Genomic DNA, 14,347 nt, shown 5'->3' on the forward strand with positions numbered 1-14,347 from the left:
ATAAAGGAACGATTTTGAATACCTTAATGGAAGCAGTTAAGATTCTGTTACAATCGCTATTTCTGCAATAATGACCGAGTCATATCGAGCACCTATGGCATATTGTAATTAAGTAATGTCTAATATGCAACGCAAACGGTGTCTAGATAGAATGATCGATGACTGACTTTCAGTGAAAGATTTGGTCCTGGCGAATTGCTCTGCACGCAGCCTTTGTCTATACCGCCCTAAAGGCACGTTTGTCGGCATCTACATTCGTTACGGCGCAAATAACGCCCACTATCACTATAATGACAACGTCATTACAGGCACCTACTTTGGACCAATGAAGCACGAAACTCCGGACACGTCGAAGAGAAGCACGCTGAACATGCGCATCAAGCCCGAGGAGCGCGGCTTGATCGACGAAGCCGCGCGGACGCTTGGCAAGACCCGAACGGATTTCATCCTCGATGCCGCCCGGCGCGTGGCCGAGGACACGCTGCTCGACCGCACGCTTATCAAGGTTTCGCCGGAAGCCTATGCGGAATTTCGTGCTCTGCTCGATGTGCCGGCCAAGTCGAACGAGCGACTCTCCGAACTGATGAACGCGTCCTTGCCATGGGAAATTAAGTGACGGTTCAGGCGCCGGTACCGCTGGACCGTACCCACGATCTGTCTTCCTTTTCATCCGGCATTCCGGTGTCGGATGACTGGCTCAAACGCCGGGCGCTCACCAATCAAGACAGCGGCACAACACGCACCTTTGTTGCTTGTCATGGCGACAAGGTCATCGGCTATTACGCGCTCGCCTCGGGCGGCGTCATTGCCGGCAATGTGCCTGGCCGGTTCCGGCGCAATATGCCCGATTCGATTCCAGTCGCCATTCTTGCCCGCCTTGCCATCGACATATCCCGTCAACGCCAGGGCTTGGGCCGAGCGCTGGTTCAGAATGCAGCCCGCCGGGTGATGAATGCGGCCGGGTCGCTCGGCATTCGCGGCATCCTGGTCCATGCGATCTCGGATGAAGCGCGAAGCTTCTACTCGGCAATGGGCTTCGACCCCTCGCCCCTCGATCCTATGACGCTGGTGATCTCCCTCGCCGATCTGCGGGAGGCGATCAGACCAAAGGAATAACCTGCCAGCGAAAGTAGCTGAAGTGGGCAGAGGCCCAACGGCCGACTGCCTATTTCACCGAGCTCGTCACGGTCCGGTCTATTGCCGCGGGATCGCGGTCGTTGCCGGCAAGCGCGCCGATAATCAGAAGGCTGACGATGATCGGGACAAACAAAATGGCGACGCGCGCCTGCACGTAGAAAATGGCGCGCCATTCATTGCGCTTTTCGGGGCTGTCGTTCATCGCGCTCACTCTGTCCTGCCTCCCCGGGGCGGGACATAGTAGCGAAGCGTTAAGCAACCTTTTCCGGAACCGTTAACCCCGACGTATTCGAACGCTCCGAATCCGAAAAATGTTCAGTTTGCGGGCAGCGCGAACAGCCTTCCACCCGCCGGCACGACGTCGTCGACGCCGGCAAGGCGCAGGCAGTGCCAGGCCATGGCGTGGTTGGAGGAGGTGACGGGAATGCCGATCTTCCGTTCCAGCCCCGCCACCGCCTCGGCGACGCGCAGGCTGGTGCAGGAGATGAAGATCGCGTCCACGCCCGGCGCCGCCGCCATGCGCTCGGCCGCCGCCTCGATCGAGGCAAGCGAGATGCGAGCCGCCTCGCGATCATCGCGCCGGTCGAAGGTGGCGACGGCTGATATATCGAGGCCCCGACCGGTGAAGTAACTGACGAGGCCCCGGTTGATCTCGGGCGCGTAGGGCGTGAGCAGCCCGATGCCCCTGGCGCCGAGCGCCTTGAACGCCGCAAGCGCGCCGGTGACCGGCGTGGTGCAGGCAACGCCCGGCCGCGCCTTCCTGATCTCGGCGAAGACGGCTTCCTCGCCGAGCGTCATGGTCGCCGAGGTGCAGCCGAAGCCGACGACGTCGAGCGGAATGCTGGGCAGGATGAGGTCGACGGTCGGCGCGATCCGCGGACCGATGGCGCGCAGCGTTTCCGGCGTGATGTCGTTGTCGTTGAAGAGACGGGCCTCGTAGAAGGCGACGCCCGGGATGCGCACCAGCGCGCGGAATTCATGCTCCAGCGTCTGGTCGGTGGCGAGGATCGCAAGCCCGATCGCCGCGCGCGAGGCGAGGCCGCGGTCGAGCTCCGACGGCAATATGCCGAGGTCGACTGGCTTGGGGTCGACAGGTCCCGAAGCTTGAAGGCGGGTAGCGGCTGCGCTGACGGACATGGCATTCCCTTTCTCGTCGATCCCCGTTCGAATCCCGTCCGGGACCCTGCGTTCAGTTCAAAAGCCCATCCATGGAAATGGCCGGCCGGCGGCCGGCGATCAGATCGGCGGTGATGCGGGCCGAGCCATGCGACATGGTCCAGCCGATATGGCCGTGCCCGGTGTTGAGATAGAGGTTGCGCAGGCGCCGCCGTCCGAACTCGGGCAGGTTGTTCGGCGTCATCGGCCTCAGGCCCGCCCACATCTCGGCGCGGTCATAGTCGGCGCCTTCGGGATAAAGCTCCCGCGTTACGCCTTTCATGAAGGCGAAATCGGCCGGCTTGTGGCTGGTGTCGTAGCCGGCGAATTCGGCCGTGGCGGTGACGCGGATGCGGTCGCCGAAGCGCGAGACGGCGACCAGATTGTGCTCGTCGACCGAAGCGATGGTCGGCGGATGCGGCCGGTTGCCGACGGGAATGGTCAGCGAATAGCCCTTGATCGGATAGATCGGCAGGCCGATGCCGATCGTCCTGGCGATCAGCGGGCTGTAGGAGCCGAGCGCCAGCACATAGGCGTCCCCTTTGAAATTCCCCTTGTCGGTCAGCACCTGGGTTACGCCATCACCCGATGTCTCGATGCCGCTGATGGTGGTGCCGGTACGGATTTCGCCGCCGCGTTCGACGACTTTCGTTGCCAGCGCCCGGGTGAACTTCGCCGGGTCGCCGGTCTCGTCGGTCGGGCAATGGATGCCGCCGGCGATTTTGTCTTTCGCGGAAGCCAGCGACGGATCGAGCGCGACGACACCGTCGCGGTCGAGCACCCTGATCTCCTGTCCGTCCGACTCCAAGAGCTTCATGTGCTCGATGCCCTTGTCGAGCGCCTGCTGGCTGCGGTGGAAATAGAGGATGCCGCGGCCGTTGCGGTCGTATTCTATTTGCTCGCCGGCGATGACCTCGTGCAGGACCGATTGCGAATAGGCGGCAAGGCGGTGCTTGAGCAGTGTGTTGCGCCTGGCCTTCTCGGCCGTGCATTCCATCAGGAACAGCCAGGACCAGCTGTAGAGCCTGGGATCGGCCGACAGCTTGAAGCGCAGCGCCTGGTCCTTCAGCACCAGCGATTTCAACAGGATCATCGGCGCCTTGGGCGACGACCAGACAAAGGAATGTCCGGGCGCGATCATGCCGGCATTGCCCCAGCTGGTCTCGGCGGCGACTTGGGCCTGGCGCTCGAGGATGACGACCTCGTGCCCGTCCTTCTGCAGCTGATAGGCGGTGGTGACGCCGACAACGCCGCCACCCAACACGATCACGCGCATGACGCCTCCGGAGATCGCAGGTGGGGAGGCAGTTTAGAGTGTGAATTGCGGTCTGCAATGGCACACATACCGAGATGTCTGCGGGACAGCGCCCCTTCCGGCCTGAACGATCGAAAATGGCGCTTCGTCATTCTAGGGCGGAGCAAGGAGCGAAGCGACGCGCGCAGACCCTAGAATCCATGCCGTGACCCCGGCCGAGAACGCAACGGTCCAGAATAGCGGCTGGCGACAGTGCCAGCTAAGATCGCAGCATGACAGGCTACGTTTACATGACCGCAAGCCAGAAAGGCGGCACAATCTATATCGGTGTCACCAACGACCTTGCCCGTCGAATGCCCGAGCACAAGACCGGCCAAGGCTCCAGCTTCACCAGCCGCTACGGCGTGCAGCGTTTGGTCTGGTACGAGGAGTATTTCGACATAGCCGATGCTATTCAGCGTGAGACATCGCTGAAGCGCTGGCCACGCCGATGGAAGGTTGAGCTGATCGAGAAGACCAATCCGGAATGGTTCGAGCTATTTCGCGGAATTGGGTGGTGAACGTTCTGCATCGCTGCGGTGCTCCTGCGTCACGGCATGGATTCTAGGGTCTGCGCGCGTCGCTTCGCTCCTTGCTCCGCCCTAGAATGACGAAGGATACGCCCGCAGGACAGAGGGGGCGCGAAGGTTCACCACGAAACCAATTCAGCCCTGCAACGCCTGATCCAGATCCGCAATCAAATCATCGCCATCCTCGATGCCGGCCGAGAGCCGCACCAGCGAATCGGAGATGCCGATCGCGCCGCGTTTTTCGGCGGGGATCGAGCCATGCGTCATCAAAGCCGGATGCTCGATCAGGCTTTCGACGCCGCCGAGGCTTTCGGCCAGCGTGAAGAGCTGCGTGCGTTCGAGGAAGCGCTTTGTGCCGGCAAGGTCGCGGTCGAGGTCGACGGAAATCATGCCGCCGAAGGCGTGCATCTGGCGCTTGGCGATCTCGTGCTGCGGATGGCTGGCCAGCCCCGGATAGATGACGCGGCGCACGTCGCTTCGGCCTTCCAGCCATTGCGCGATCTTCAGGCCGTTGGCGGAATGGCGCTCCATCCTCAGCGCCAGCGTCTTGATGCCGCGCAGCGCCAGAAAACTGTCGAACGGGCCGGAAATGGCGCCGATGGCGTTCTGCAGGAATTTCAGCCGGTCAGCGAGGTCCTTGTCGTCGCCGACGACCGCGACGCCGCCGACCATGTCGGAATGGCCGTTCAAGTATTTCGTCGTCGAATGGACGACGATGTCGATGCCGAGCTCTAGCGGCCGCTGGATGTAGGGGCTGGCAAAAGTGTTGTCGGCGACGGTGAGCAGGCCTTTGCGCCTGGCGAGCGCGGCGACAGCCTCGAGATCGACGATGCGCAGCAGCGGATTGGTCGGCGTCTCGACCCAGAGCAGTTTTGTTTCCGGGCGGATCGCGGCTTCGACGGCTGCAAGGTCGGTGAAGTCGGCGAAACTCACCTGCAGGCCCGCCGAGCGTTTGCGCACGCGCTCCATCAGCCGGAACGAACCGCCATAGATATCGTCGGTGGCGACGACATGGACGCCGGCGTCGAACAGCTCCAGCACCGTGGCGATCGCCGCCAGTCCGGAGGCGAAGGCGAAGGCGGCCGTGCCGCTTTCGAGGTCGGCGACCGCGCGCTCGAAGGCAAAGCGCGTCGGGTTCTGGCTGCGCGCGTATTCAAAACCCTTGTGCACGCCGGGCGACTGCTGGCCATAGGTCGACGTGGCGTAGATCGGCACCATCACCGCGCCGGTCAGGGGATCGTGGCTCTGGCCGCCATGGATGGTGCGGGTGGAAAAGGCCAGGCGGTTCCTGCCCAGTGGCGATCTTGCTGTGGTCATTTTGCGCGGCGCCTCAGATGGTTGATCAGGTCGATACGGGTTATCAGGCCGATGAACTCCTCGCCATCGAAGATGATGGCGACCTCGTTGCGGTCGAACACGGGCAGCAGCGCATCGAGCGTCTGGCTGGCCTGCAGCGTATGCAAGGTGGAGGTCATGGCCGTGCGCACCGGGGCGTTGAAACGGTCCCAGCGGCCGTCATAGGGACCTTCGACCTTGGCCAGGATATCGCTCTCGTCGACGATGCCGACCAGCTTGCCGTCGTCCAGCACCGGCAGCTGCGAGACATCGGAGCGGCGCATGCGGCCATAGGCGTTGAGCAGGCTTTCGTCCGGGCCGATATAGACGATGTCGCCGGTGCGGGGCGAGCGCATCACCAGATCGCGCAAATCGCCGTGCTGTTGGTGGTCGTCAAGCCCCTGCTCGGCCAGCCAGATGTCATCAAAGACCTTCGACAGATATTTGTTGCCGCTGTCGCAGACGAGCGTGACGACACGTTTGGGCGATGTCTGCTCGCGGCAGTAGCGAAGTGCTGCCGACAACAGCGTGCCGGAGGACGAGCCGGCAAGAATGCCTTCCTTCGACAGCAGATCGCGCACCGCCAGCATGCTCTGCTTGTCGGGGATGGAATAGGCCTTCTTGACCAACGACAGATCGGCGTTGGGCGGCACGAAATCCTCGCCGATGCCTTCGACGGTCCAGCTACCGGCCTCTTGCATCTTGCCGGTCTTGATCAGCGGCGCCAGCACCGAGCCGACGGGATCGGCAAGCACCATCTCGGTCTTCGGCGAATGCTTCGCGAAGTAGCGGCCGACACCGGTGAGGGTGCCGCCGGAGCCGACGCCGACCACCACCGCGTCGACATCGCCGTCGAGCTGGGTAAAGATTTCAGGGCCGGTGGTGGTTTCGTGCGCCAGCGGATTGGCCGGGTTGGCGAACTGGTTGGCGTAGAAGGCGCCGGCCAATTCGGCGGCGATCTTCTCGGCCATGTCCTGGTAATATTCGGGATGGCCCTTGCCGACATCGGAGCGGGTCATGCGCACCTCGGCGCCCAAAGCGCGCAGATGCTGGATCTTTTCGCGCGACATCTTGTCGGGCACGACCAGGATGATGCGGTATCCCTTGGGTATGCCGACCTGGGCGAGGCCGAGGCCGGTGTTGCCGGCGGTAGCCTCGACGATAGTGCCGCCGCGCTTCAGCTGGCCCGCCTTCTCGGCAGCCGCGATCATCGACAGTGCGATGCGGTCCTTGATCGAGCCGCCGGGATTCTGGCTTTCGAGCTTGATGAACAGCCGGCATTTGCCGGTATCGAATTTGGTGAGCTCGACGACCGGCGTCTGGCCGATCAGGTCGAGCACCGAGGCATAAGGCGGGCGCAACCGCGACAAACTGCTTTCCGCGCCGTCGGGCGCCGCTTTCCTGTGCACGCTCATCTCGGATCCTCCATGGCAGCAAGCTCGACGCCGGTGGCCAGTCTTTACGACCTTGCGCATGATGCCGGCCGGAATCCATTCCGGATTCGCGGATCACGCACGAGCATCTTTTCCAGCCCTTTTCGCTTGGAAAGAAGATAGATCGTGCCAATCCGGCGGCGAGTGGGGGAATGGAATTTCGCGGCTGACGGAGTCAGCCCGCTGCACCGGCCCTCAATGTTGCAGGCCCGGCGGGACAGCGCCCTCCTCTGTCCTGCCGGACATCTCCCCCGCTTGGGGGGAGATCAGCAGTTCCGCCCTTTGCGGCACGAAAGGGCAATCGACCGGCCGTTTCAACGAACCATGTCGTTCGTTGCCGCCGCCGATTTCGCCATGCTAGCCGAACGCAGCGCGGGGCGAACAGCAATGCAAGGAACGGCCGATGAAGATTCTTGCCTTTGACAATTTCAAGCCCGGCGTCACGCTCGACGACCTGCGGCCCTATCTGCGCGACGAGGTCTCGAATGTCTGGCGGCTGTGGAAGGCAGGCATCGTGCGCGAGAACTATGCGCGCGCCGACGTCGGCGGCGTCATCATCGTCTTCGAGCTCGACGGCGTCGAGGAAGCCAGGCGCTACACCGATGACTTCCCGCTGTCCAAGGCCGGGCTGCTGGAATGGCACTTCATCGCGTTCGACGCGCCGCTTCCGCTCGAATCCCTGTTCGACCCGACCGTCGATATCGCCACGCCCTGGGACCGGACGGCGGCATGATCCGGTCAAGCGAAGGCATCGAGATCGGGGCCAGCCTGGCCGAATGGTGCGACCCGCGCCACATGGCGCTGGTCGTCTACGACATGCAAATCGGCATCTGCCGGCAAGTCGCGGGTGCCGCAGCGATCATCGAGCGCACCGGCACAGTGCTGGAAGCGGCGCGCGCGGCCGGAATGCGAGTAGCGTTCACGCGGCACCTGTCGCTGCCGTTGAAATGGATGGGCGCCACGCAGTTGCGCACCGCCATGGCCTGGCAGCGGCGCGACGATCCCGATGCGATCGAGCCCTGGTTCCCGCGCGACGCCGAAGCGACAGCGATCGTACCCGAGCTCGAGCCGCGCCCGGACGAGGCGGTGTTCGACAAACTGACAATGTCGGCTTTCGATTCCACCGCGCTCGGCTTTGCGCTGCGCGATTGCGGCGTGCGCGCCGTGGCGCTTGCCGGCATCGCCATGGAGATCGGCATCGAGCCGACCGTGCGCCAGGCGACCGACAATGGCTTTGTCGCTGTGGTGATCGAGGACGCATGCGGCTTCGGCAACAGGGAGGCTCGCGACCGCTCGATGGCAACGCTCCGCTTCCTTGGCGAAGCCGTCATCACCGATGTCGCGGGCTTTCGCGGCGCGCTTGCCGATGCGGGTTGAGAAGATCGTCCCGCTAAGCCGCCGCCTCGATATCGCCTCGGAAGCGCACGCCTTCGGCGCGGCCATGCAGGGAGCCCCAGTCGTAGAGCGCCTGAAGGGCCGCGGCGAGGTCGCGGCCGCGCTCGGTCAACGTATAGCGCGCCTTGCCGTCGGGCGACGTCTCGAGCACGACGAAGCCGATCTCGACGAGATCGGCGAGGCGCTGGGTCAGCATCTTGTCGGAAAGCGAGGGGATCATCCGGCGCAATTCGGAATAACGCAGCGGCCGTTCCTTGATCCGCGCCAGGATCACCGTCTTCCACTTGCCGCCGAGCGCATCGAGCGCGAACTCGACCGGACAGCCATAGAGTCTACCGCGTTGGGACATGCGCCGATCGTAGGCAGGGCCGAGCTGCGACGGAAGCGAAATCTGCCCGGCCATGTGGCCAGATTGCAGTGTCCGGATTTGTCGGTGAAAGTTTCATGAAGGGAGAGCGACGATGAGCGTGCGAGATGCCAATCCGGTCAACGTGCGAAAGCCCAGGCGCGTGGCGATCGTCATCGCCAATCCCGCCGTCTCGAACACGACCGGATGGCCGGTCGGCTTCTGGTGGAGCGAGCTTACGCATCCCTGGTTCGCCTTCACCGAACGCGGCTATCAAGTCGAGATCTTTTCGCCGGATGGCGGCAAATGCGAGGCCGATGCGCTGAGCGACCCGCGCGATCCATCGGGCTACTCTGAGACCGACCTCATCTCGCTCGGCTTCATTTCGAGCCCGAAGCTCTTGGCCCTCGTCGACAACACGCGGCCGGTGGCCGAGATCGACGTCGAGCGCTTCGACGCGATCGTCGTCGCCGGCGGCCAGTCGCCGATGTTCACCTACGAACACGCCGCCGGTCTGCAGCGGACATTCGTCGCCTTCCATGAGGCCGGCAAGGTGACGGCCGCGCTCTGCCATGGCACCGCCATCCTGCGCTATGCCAGACGCGCCGACGGATCGCTGCTTGCCGCTGGCAAGACCGTGACCGGCTTTGCCAATGCAGAAGAGGATTTCGCCGACAAGGCGACCTGGGAGATGGGCGCGCTCGAGCGCGGCAAGCATCTGATGCCGTGGCGGATCGAGGACGAGCTCAGGGCGATCGGCGCCAACTATGTTCAGGCCGGCTTGTGGCGCGGCTTTGCCGTGCGCGACGGCAATTTGATCACCGGCCAGCAGAATTTTTCCGGCGCCGAGACCGCACGGGTGGTGTGCGAGGCGCTTGGCGGTTGAAACCTAGCCCAGCAACTGCTTGCTGAGCTTGGCACTCTGCACGCGGATATCCGGGATGGCGTCGATCTCGAAGAAGGTGCCGCGGGTCAGCGGCCCGACGGCGAGGATCTTGGATGACACCGTTCCGTCGGTCGCGATCAGCTCGCATCTGGCGGTGACGTCGAGGCCGAGGCGAAGCGGGTCCGGCCGCGCCAGGCCGCGCTCGACAAGCGAGCGCACGACGCCGTTGGACGTCTTCGAGATGTCGCGGGCAATGCCCATGCAGTCATAGATGCGGGCGACCTCGAGCGTTTCCAGCGCCTGCGTGCCGCGCTGCTGGATTTTTACGACAAAGCCATCGTTCGGTTCGATGTCCACCACCCGGCCGGCGACGAGACGGATGCGGCCCGAGCGGACCGCTTCGGTGACGCGTTGATAGACCTGTGGCGCCATGCGGTGGCGATGGATGTCCCACCAGGCCTTGGTGTGCTCGACGAAGCGGCGTTTTGCCGAGGAGGGCCAGTTCTGCCAGATCTTCTGGTTGAAGGGCCTCAAGCCGTCGACGACGTCGCGCCAGTCGCCGCCAGCCTTCTGGTTCTCGCGGATCAGGTTGCGGAACCAGCCGACGAAATAGGAAAGCTGGGTGCCGAGCGGGATGTCGGCGACGTCGAGCTTTATCGGGTTGCCCTTGCGGTGCGGTGAGGGCAGCAGGCCGCGCCGCGACACCGCTATGATCCCGCCGCGGTGGCCGCGCTGCTCGAGCGAGAGGAAAGCGTCGACCATGCTCAAGCCGGTGCCGAGCACCAGGACCGGAGCTTGCGCGTCGAGCACGGTGTCGGCGTCCGAGCCCATCCGGATGGCGCGGCCCTGGAAGGCGCCCGGCTGCTCGTCATGGCCGGTGGCTAAAACGGCGAGATGACCGACGACGCTGGTGCCGTTGGCCAAGGCCACCTCGACGCCCGCCGAGGTCGGCGAGATCGACAGGCTCTCCTCGCGGATCAGGCGTAGCCTTCCGGACTCGCGCTCGCGTTCCTCGAGATCGTCGAGCAATTCCTTCAGATAGCGGGCATAGAGGCTGCGCGGTGCGTAGAACGGTCCCTGGTCCGGCTTGGCGAGACCGCGCTCCAGCACCCAGCGCGCGAAATTCGTGGGATCGTCGGCGTAGGCGCTCATGCCGGAGGCGTTGACATTCAACACATGCGCGGAGAGCAGCGTCGAGTAGGCCATGCCCTGGCCGAAATGCGGCCGCTTCTCGATCAGCGTGACGCGAAGATCTGGGTTCGGCGATTTCAAGAGATGCGCCGCCAGCACGACGCCGCTGGCGCCGCCGCCGACAATGATGATGGAATTGCCGCGTCCAACCATGACTTTGGATTCGGAAGCTACCGAGGAGCCGCGATCAAGCCTAAGCCGCCGTCAGGCTGGCATCACGAACGACTGGCGGTATGCGGTTCAGGTGGTCGCGCATCGTTCTCTCTCCCTAATGTTGATAAGATTACTATACTAAACCATTCGCACACGGAACCTGGTTTCAATTCCGCCGCTATCTGGGGCACGGATTTACCTGGGAAAGGTGACGGGAGGATTTTCGTTCGCTGGGGGCTCCATGACTTCGTCATATGGGAAGGGGCGAGAACGAAGTGACCTTGCGAATACCATGGAATTCGAGCGTCGCGCAGCGCAGGGAAATTCGAAACGTTGGCGGGCCAGCACCCCCCTCTGGCCTGCCGGCCATCTCCCCGCAAGGGGGAGATCGGACGTCGCTGCCGCCTTCGCCAATCGCCAACGTTGGAGGAAGAGCGCCGTCGACGAGGCTGCCAATCTCCCCCTTTTGCGGGGAGATGTCCGGCAGGACAGAGGGGGTGTGAAGGAACGCGGCGTCTAGCGGGTCTAGTATAGTCTCCGACAGAACATCGCGACCATCCTTTTGCGCCCTCGCAACCAATCCCGGGCGACTTTTTTCCACCAAGGTCGCTCGGTTGGAAGGATTTAACTCTACAAACTCGATAGAATTAACCGACTATGGAAAGGCAAATCCGGTTTTCTCCTGAACGGAGCCTTTCATGTCAGCCATTTCCAGACGCATTCTGCTTCTATCCTCGGCAACCCTTGCCGGCGCCGCCTATCTCGGTCCGGCCGCGGCCGAAGACCTCAAGATCACCATCGGCTACCAGACGGTGGTCGAGCCCTCAAAAGTGCCGCAGGCCGACGGCGCCTACGAAAAAGCCACCAAGGCTGCGATCGATTGGCGCAAATTCGATTCCGGCGCCGACGTCATCGCGGCGATAGCTTCCGGCTCGGTCGACATCGGCTATGTCGGCTCGAGCCCGCTGGCCGCCGGGGCGAGCCGCGAGTTGCCGATCCAGACCATCCTCGTCGTCGGCCTGATCGGCCCATCGGAAGCGCTGGTCGCCCGCGACGGCGCCGTCATCGAGAAGGTCGCCGACCTCGCCGGCAAGAAGGTGGCGGTGCCTTTCGTGTCGACTACGCATTACAGCCTGCTTGCGGCGCTGAAGCATGAGGGCGTCGATCCGAAGTCGGTCGAGATCCTCAACCTCAGGCCGCCGGAAATCGCCGCCGCCTTCGCGCGCGGCGACATCGACGCGGCCTATGTCTGGGACCCGGCGCTCGGCCAGGTCAAGACCTCCGGCAAGGTGGTGTTGGACTCATCACAGGTGGCGGCCTGGGGCGCGCCGACCTTCGACGCCTGGATCGTGCGCACCGACTTCGCCGACAAGCATCCGGAAGCCGTGCGCGACTTCGTCAAGGTGACAGGCGAAGCCTACGCCCAATTCCTGGCCAGGCCGGACGCCTGGTCGGCGTCTTCGCCCGAAGCCGGCAAGATCGCCAAGCTCACCGGCGCCAAGCTGGAAGAGGTGCCGGAACTGCTCAAGGGCTATGTCTTCCCGACGCTGGACGAGCAGGCCTCCGACAAGTTCCTCGGCGGCGCCACGGTCAAGGCGATCGCGGCGACGTCGGCCTTCCTCAAGGAGCAGGGCAAGATCGACGCCGTGCTGCCCGACTATTCGAAATACGTCACGACCAAATATGCCAGCGAGGCGCTTGCCTCGAACTGAGGCACTGAAAATTCGCGCGGCCTCTCTTCCCTGCCGCGCGTGCCTGTCCCGGGACCGCTGACGAGGAGCGGCTTCGGGGCAGGCACCCCTTCGACCCGGTACGGAGGCTCGAACCCAATGCCGCATCTCACCCTAGACAAGGTCACCGTCCACTATGACCGCCAGGCCGCGCCGGCGGTCGAACGCGTCTCGCTCGACGTCGGCAAAAGCGATTCCGGTAGGGGTGATTTCGTCGTGCTGGTCGGCCGCTCGGGCTGCGGCAAGACCTCGCTGCTCAACGTTGCCGCCGGACTGGTGGAACCGGCGCGCGGCGGGGCCACGATCGGTGGCCGGCCGATCACCGCGCCGGGGCCGGACCGCGTCGTCGTCTTCCAGAATGATGCGCTGTTTCCCTGGCTGACCGCGCGCGAAAACGTCGCTTTCGCGCTCAGGCTGCGCGGCGTACCGGCCGACAAGCGGGCGCGCCGCGCCGATGAATTGCTCAAGCTGGTCAAACTCGACGATGCCGGCGACAAGCGCATATGGGAGCTTTCCGGCGGCATGCGCCAGCGCGTCGGCCTTGCCCGCGCTTTGGCCGCCGAGCCGGAATTCCTTCTGCTCGACGAGCCGCTCGGCGCGCTCGACGCGCTGACGCGCGAGCGCATGCAGACGACGCTGCTCGATCTGTGGGCGGCTGCCCAAGTCGGCGTGCTGATGGTCACGCATGGCATCGAGGAAGCACTGGTGCTCGCCACCCGCATCGTCGTGCTGGCGCCGGGACCCGGCCGTGTGGTGCGGACCTTCGAAACGCATTTCGGCCGCCGCTACGCGGCCGGCGAGCCGATCCGCGCGATCAAGGCGGATCCAGCCTTTGCCGCGGCCCGCGCGGATCTGACCGATGCGATCTTCGAGGGAGAGGCGGCATGAGCGTCATCAGCTATACGGAGCGCCCGGCTGCCAAGACTGGCGAGAATGACAGGCTATCGGTGCCGTGGTCGCGGCCGCGGCCGAAACGCTCCGGCGTTTCGGCGCACCTGATCAGCGCTCTCACCATTCTCGCGCTTTTGGCGGCATGGGCGCTATCGGCCGAACTAAAGCTGGTGTCACCGGTCTTCCTGCCCTCGCCCGTCGCCGTCTGGACGAAGTTCGTCGTGGTCGCCAGCGACGGTTTCGTCGATGCGACGCTTCTCCAGCACATTGCCGCGAGCCTCTGGCGGGTGTTCGCCGCGCTGATCGTGGCGATCGCCGTCGGCGTTCCGGTCGGGCTCGCCATCGGCATCAGCAGGATCGGGCGCGGCGTGTTCGATCCGCTGCTCGAATTCCTGAGGCCGCTCCCACCGCTCGCCTACCTGCCGCTGATCGTCATCTGGTTCGGCATCGGCGAACCGTCGAAGATCCTGGTGATTTCGATTGCCATGCTGGCGCCGGTGGCGCTGTCGACCGCCGCCGGCGTGCGCGGCGTCTCGCGCGAGCGCATCGATGCGGCGCGTTCGCTGGGCGCGACGCGCGGGCAAGTCGTGCGCCATGTCGTGCTGCCCAGCGCGCTGCCCTCGATCCTCACCGGCCTGCGCATCGCGCTCGGCGCCGGTTGGTCGACGCTGGTGGCGGCCGAGCTGGTGGCCGCGACGCGCGGGCTCGGCTTCATGATCCAGTCGGCGGCCCAGTTCCTGGTCACCGACGTGGTGGTGATGGGCATCCTGGTGATCGCGACGATCGCCTTCGCGCTGGAGTTCGTCATCCGCAGGGTCGAGCGGACGCTGGTGCCATGGGCGGGCAAGGATTGAGCGAAACAAGGAGAATG

General features: G+C 64.2%; 16 protein-coding genes. 9 read left to right on the plus strand and 7 right to left on the minus strand.

Going from position 1 to position 14,347, the window contains the following annotated elements; genetic code table 11:
- The first annotated feature begins 172 nt into the window (after positions 1 to 172).
- Together RFM40_RS29050 and RFM40_RS29055 are read left to right on the plus strand one after the other, a co-directional pair.
- Positions 173 to 616: a type II toxin-antitoxin system TacA family antitoxin gene (locus RFM40_RS29050; RefSeq protein WP_430691745.1), complete on the plus strand. Its 444-nt coding sequence runs from the start codon at positions 173 to 175 to the stop codon at positions 614 to 616.
- Complete coding sequence (locus tag RFM40_RS29055; RefSeq protein ID WP_320278704.1) at positions 613 to 1,116, plus strand: GNAT family N-acetyltransferase; 504 nt, start codon at positions 613 to 615, stop codon at positions 1,114 to 1,116. Before RFM40_RS29050 ends, RFM40_RS29055 begins: the two co-directional genes overlap by 4 nt.
- A gap of 49 nt (positions 1,117 to 1,165) precedes the next feature.
- On the opposite strand, the gene RFM40_RS29060 is transcribed toward RFM40_RS29055, so the two are convergent.
- The 3 genes from RFM40_RS29060 to RFM40_RS29070 form a co-directional block, all read right to left on the minus strand.
- On the minus strand, positions 1,166 to 1,348 hold the full coding sequence (locus RFM40_RS29060; protein ID WP_189510882.1) for a hypothetical protein: 183 nt from the start codon (positions 1,346 to 1,348) through the stop codon (positions 1,166 to 1,168).
- Positions 1,349 to 1,452: 104 nt separating this feature from the next.
- Entirely contained in the window at positions 1,453 to 2,274 is an 822-nt protein-coding gene (locus RFM40_RS29065) for a maleate cis-trans isomerase family protein (RefSeq protein WP_320230173.1), read from the minus strand.
- 52 nt (positions 2,275 to 2,326) lie between these two features.
- Positions 2,327 to 3,568, minus strand: a complete 1,242-nt coding sequence (locus RFM40_RS29070; protein ID WP_320230172.1) for a D-amino acid dehydrogenase — start codon at positions 3,566 to 3,568, stop codon at positions 2,327 to 2,329.
- Positions 3,569 to 3,819: 251 nt separating this feature from the next.
- On the opposite strand from RFM40_RS29070, the gene RFM40_RS29075 reads away from it, so the two are divergent.
- The gene (locus RFM40_RS29075; RefSeq protein ID WP_320229658.1) at positions 3,820 to 4,107 is read left to right on the plus strand and encodes a GIY-YIG nuclease family protein; all 288 of its coding nucleotides are present in this window, start codon (positions 3,820 to 3,822) and stop codon (positions 4,105 to 4,107) included.
- 144 nt (positions 4,108 to 4,251) lie between these two features.
- Here RFM40_RS29075 and RFM40_RS29080 read toward each other — a convergent pair whose 3' ends face one another.
- Together RFM40_RS29080 and RFM40_RS29085 are read right to left on the minus strand one after the other, a co-directional pair.
- Complete coding sequence (locus RFM40_RS29080) at positions 4,252 to 5,433, minus strand: cystathionine gamma-synthase (RefSeq protein ID WP_320229657.1); 1,182 nt, start codon at positions 5,431 to 5,433, stop codon at positions 4,252 to 4,254.
- Entirely contained in the window at positions 5,430 to 6,866 is a 1,437-nt protein-coding gene (locus RFM40_RS29085; RefSeq protein ID WP_320278705.1) for a pyridoxal-phosphate dependent enzyme, read from the minus strand. The genes RFM40_RS29080 and RFM40_RS29085 overlap by 4 nt, the downstream gene beginning before the upstream one ends.
- 421 nt (positions 6,867 to 7,287) lie before the next feature.
- Between RFM40_RS29085 and RFM40_RS29090 the strand changes: the two genes are divergently transcribed.
- A complete protein-coding gene (locus tag RFM40_RS29090; RefSeq protein WP_320278706.1) occupies positions 7,288 to 7,617 on the plus strand; it encodes a hypothetical protein in 330 nt (109 codons plus the stop codon).
- Entirely contained in the window at positions 7,614 to 8,261 is a 648-nt protein-coding gene (locus RFM40_RS29095) for a cysteine hydrolase family protein (RefSeq protein ID WP_320229654.1), read from the plus strand. The genes RFM40_RS29090 and RFM40_RS29095 overlap by 4 nt, the downstream gene beginning before the upstream one ends.
- 13 nt (positions 8,262 to 8,274) lie before the next feature.
- On the opposite strand, the gene RFM40_RS29100 is transcribed toward RFM40_RS29095, so the two are convergent.
- Positions 8,275 to 8,628 (minus strand): winged helix-turn-helix transcriptional regulator, encoded by a 354-nt coding sequence (locus RFM40_RS29100; protein ID WP_320229653.1) that lies wholly within the window; start codon positions 8,626 to 8,628, stop codon positions 8,275 to 8,277.
- Between the two features lie 112 nt (positions 8,629 to 8,740).
- Here RFM40_RS29100 and RFM40_RS29105 point away from each other — a divergent pair, with 112 nt between their 5' ends.
- Positions 8,741 to 9,511, plus strand: a complete 771-nt coding sequence (locus tag RFM40_RS29105) for a type 1 glutamine amidotransferase domain-containing protein (protein WP_320278707.1) — start codon at positions 8,741 to 8,743, stop codon at positions 9,509 to 9,511.
- 3 nt (positions 9,512 to 9,514) lie between these two features.
- On the opposite strand, the gene RFM40_RS29110 is transcribed toward RFM40_RS29105, so the two are convergent.
- The gene (locus tag RFM40_RS29110) at positions 9,515 to 10,855 is read right to left on the minus strand and encodes an FAD/NAD(P)-binding protein (protein WP_320229651.1); all 1,341 of its coding nucleotides are present in this window, start codon (positions 10,853 to 10,855) and stop codon (positions 9,515 to 9,517) included.
- A 698-nt stretch (positions 10,856 to 11,553) separates the two neighbouring features.
- Here RFM40_RS29110 and tauA point away from each other — a divergent pair.
- The 3 genes from tauA (at position 11,554) to RFM40_RS29125 (ending at position 14,330) form a co-directional block, all read left to right on the plus strand.
- Positions 11,554 to 12,567 carry a taurine ABC transporter substrate-binding protein gene (tauA, locus tag RFM40_RS29115; RefSeq protein WP_320229650.1) on the plus strand — a complete coding sequence of 338 codons (1,014 nt, stop codon included), beginning with the start codon at positions 11,554 to 11,556 and terminating at the stop codon, positions 12,565 to 12,567.
- A 117-nt stretch (positions 12,568 to 12,684) separates the two neighbouring features.
- Entirely contained in the window at positions 12,685 to 13,473 is a 789-nt protein-coding gene (locus RFM40_RS29120; RefSeq protein WP_320229649.1) for a taurine ABC transporter ATP-binding protein, read from the plus strand.
- Positions 13,470 to 14,330 (plus strand): ABC transporter permease subunit, encoded by an 861-nt coding sequence (locus RFM40_RS29125; RefSeq protein WP_320229648.1) that lies wholly within the window; start codon positions 13,470 to 13,472, stop codon positions 14,328 to 14,330. The genes RFM40_RS29120 and RFM40_RS29125 overlap by 4 nt, the downstream gene beginning before the upstream one ends.
- The last annotated feature ends 17 nt before the right edge of the window (positions 14,331 to 14,347 follow it).

Origin of the sequence: Mesorhizobium captivum (assembly GCF_033977165.1) — a bacterium.
Lineage (GTDB): Bacteria > Pseudomonadota > Alphaproteobacteria > Rhizobiales > Rhizobiaceae > Mesorhizobium > Mesorhizobium captivum.

Excerpts from the sequence above, each read along its gene's own strand:
- RFM40_RS29065 (WP_320230173.1), bottom strand. The coding sequence starts at position 2,274 with ATGTCCGTCAGCGCAGCCGCTACCCGCCTTCAAGCTTCGGGACCTGTC.
- RFM40_RS29070 (WP_320230172.1), bottom strand. The coding sequence starts at position 3,568 with ATGCGCGTGATCGTGTTGGGTGGCGGCGTTGTCGGCGTCACCACCGCC.
- RFM40_RS29075 (WP_320229658.1), top strand. The coding sequence starts at position 3,820 with ATGACAGGCTACGTTTACATGACCGCAAGCCAGAAAGGCGGCACAATC.
- RFM40_RS29080 (WP_320229657.1), bottom strand. The coding sequence starts at position 5,433 with ATGACCACAGCAAGATCGCCACTGGGCAGGAACCGCCTGGCCTTTTCC.
- RFM40_RS29085 (WP_320278705.1), bottom strand. The coding sequence starts at position 6,866 with ATGAGCGTGCACAGGAAAGCGGCGCCCGACGGCGCGGAAAGCAGTTTG.
- RFM40_RS29090 (WP_320278706.1), top strand. The coding sequence starts at position 7,288 with ATGAAGATTCTTGCCTTTGACAATTTCAAGCCCGGCGTCACGCTCGAC.
- RFM40_RS29095 (WP_320229654.1), top strand. The coding sequence starts at position 7,614 with ATGATCCGGTCAAGCGAAGGCATCGAGATCGGGGCCAGCCTGGCCGAA.
- RFM40_RS29100 (WP_320229653.1), bottom strand. The coding sequence starts at position 8,628 with ATGTCCCAACGCGGTAGACTCTATGGCTGTCCGGTCGAGTTCGCGCTC.
- RFM40_RS29105 (WP_320278707.1), top strand. The coding sequence starts at position 8,741 with ATGAGCGTGCGAGATGCCAATCCGGTCAACGTGCGAAAGCCCAGGCGC.
- RFM40_RS29110 (WP_320229651.1), bottom strand. The coding sequence starts at position 10,855 with ATGGTTGGACGCGGCAATTCCATCATCATTGTCGGCGGCGGCGCCAGC.
- tauA (WP_320229650.1), top strand. The coding sequence starts at position 11,554 with ATGTCAGCCATTTCCAGACGCATTCTGCTTCTATCCTCGGCAACCCTT.
- RFM40_RS29120 (WP_320229649.1), top strand. The coding sequence starts at position 12,685 with ATGCCGCATCTCACCCTAGACAAGGTCACCGTCCACTATGACCGCCAG.
- RFM40_RS29125 (WP_320229648.1), top strand. The coding sequence starts at position 13,470 with ATGAGCGTCATCAGCTATACGGAGCGCCCGGCTGCCAAGACTGGCGAG.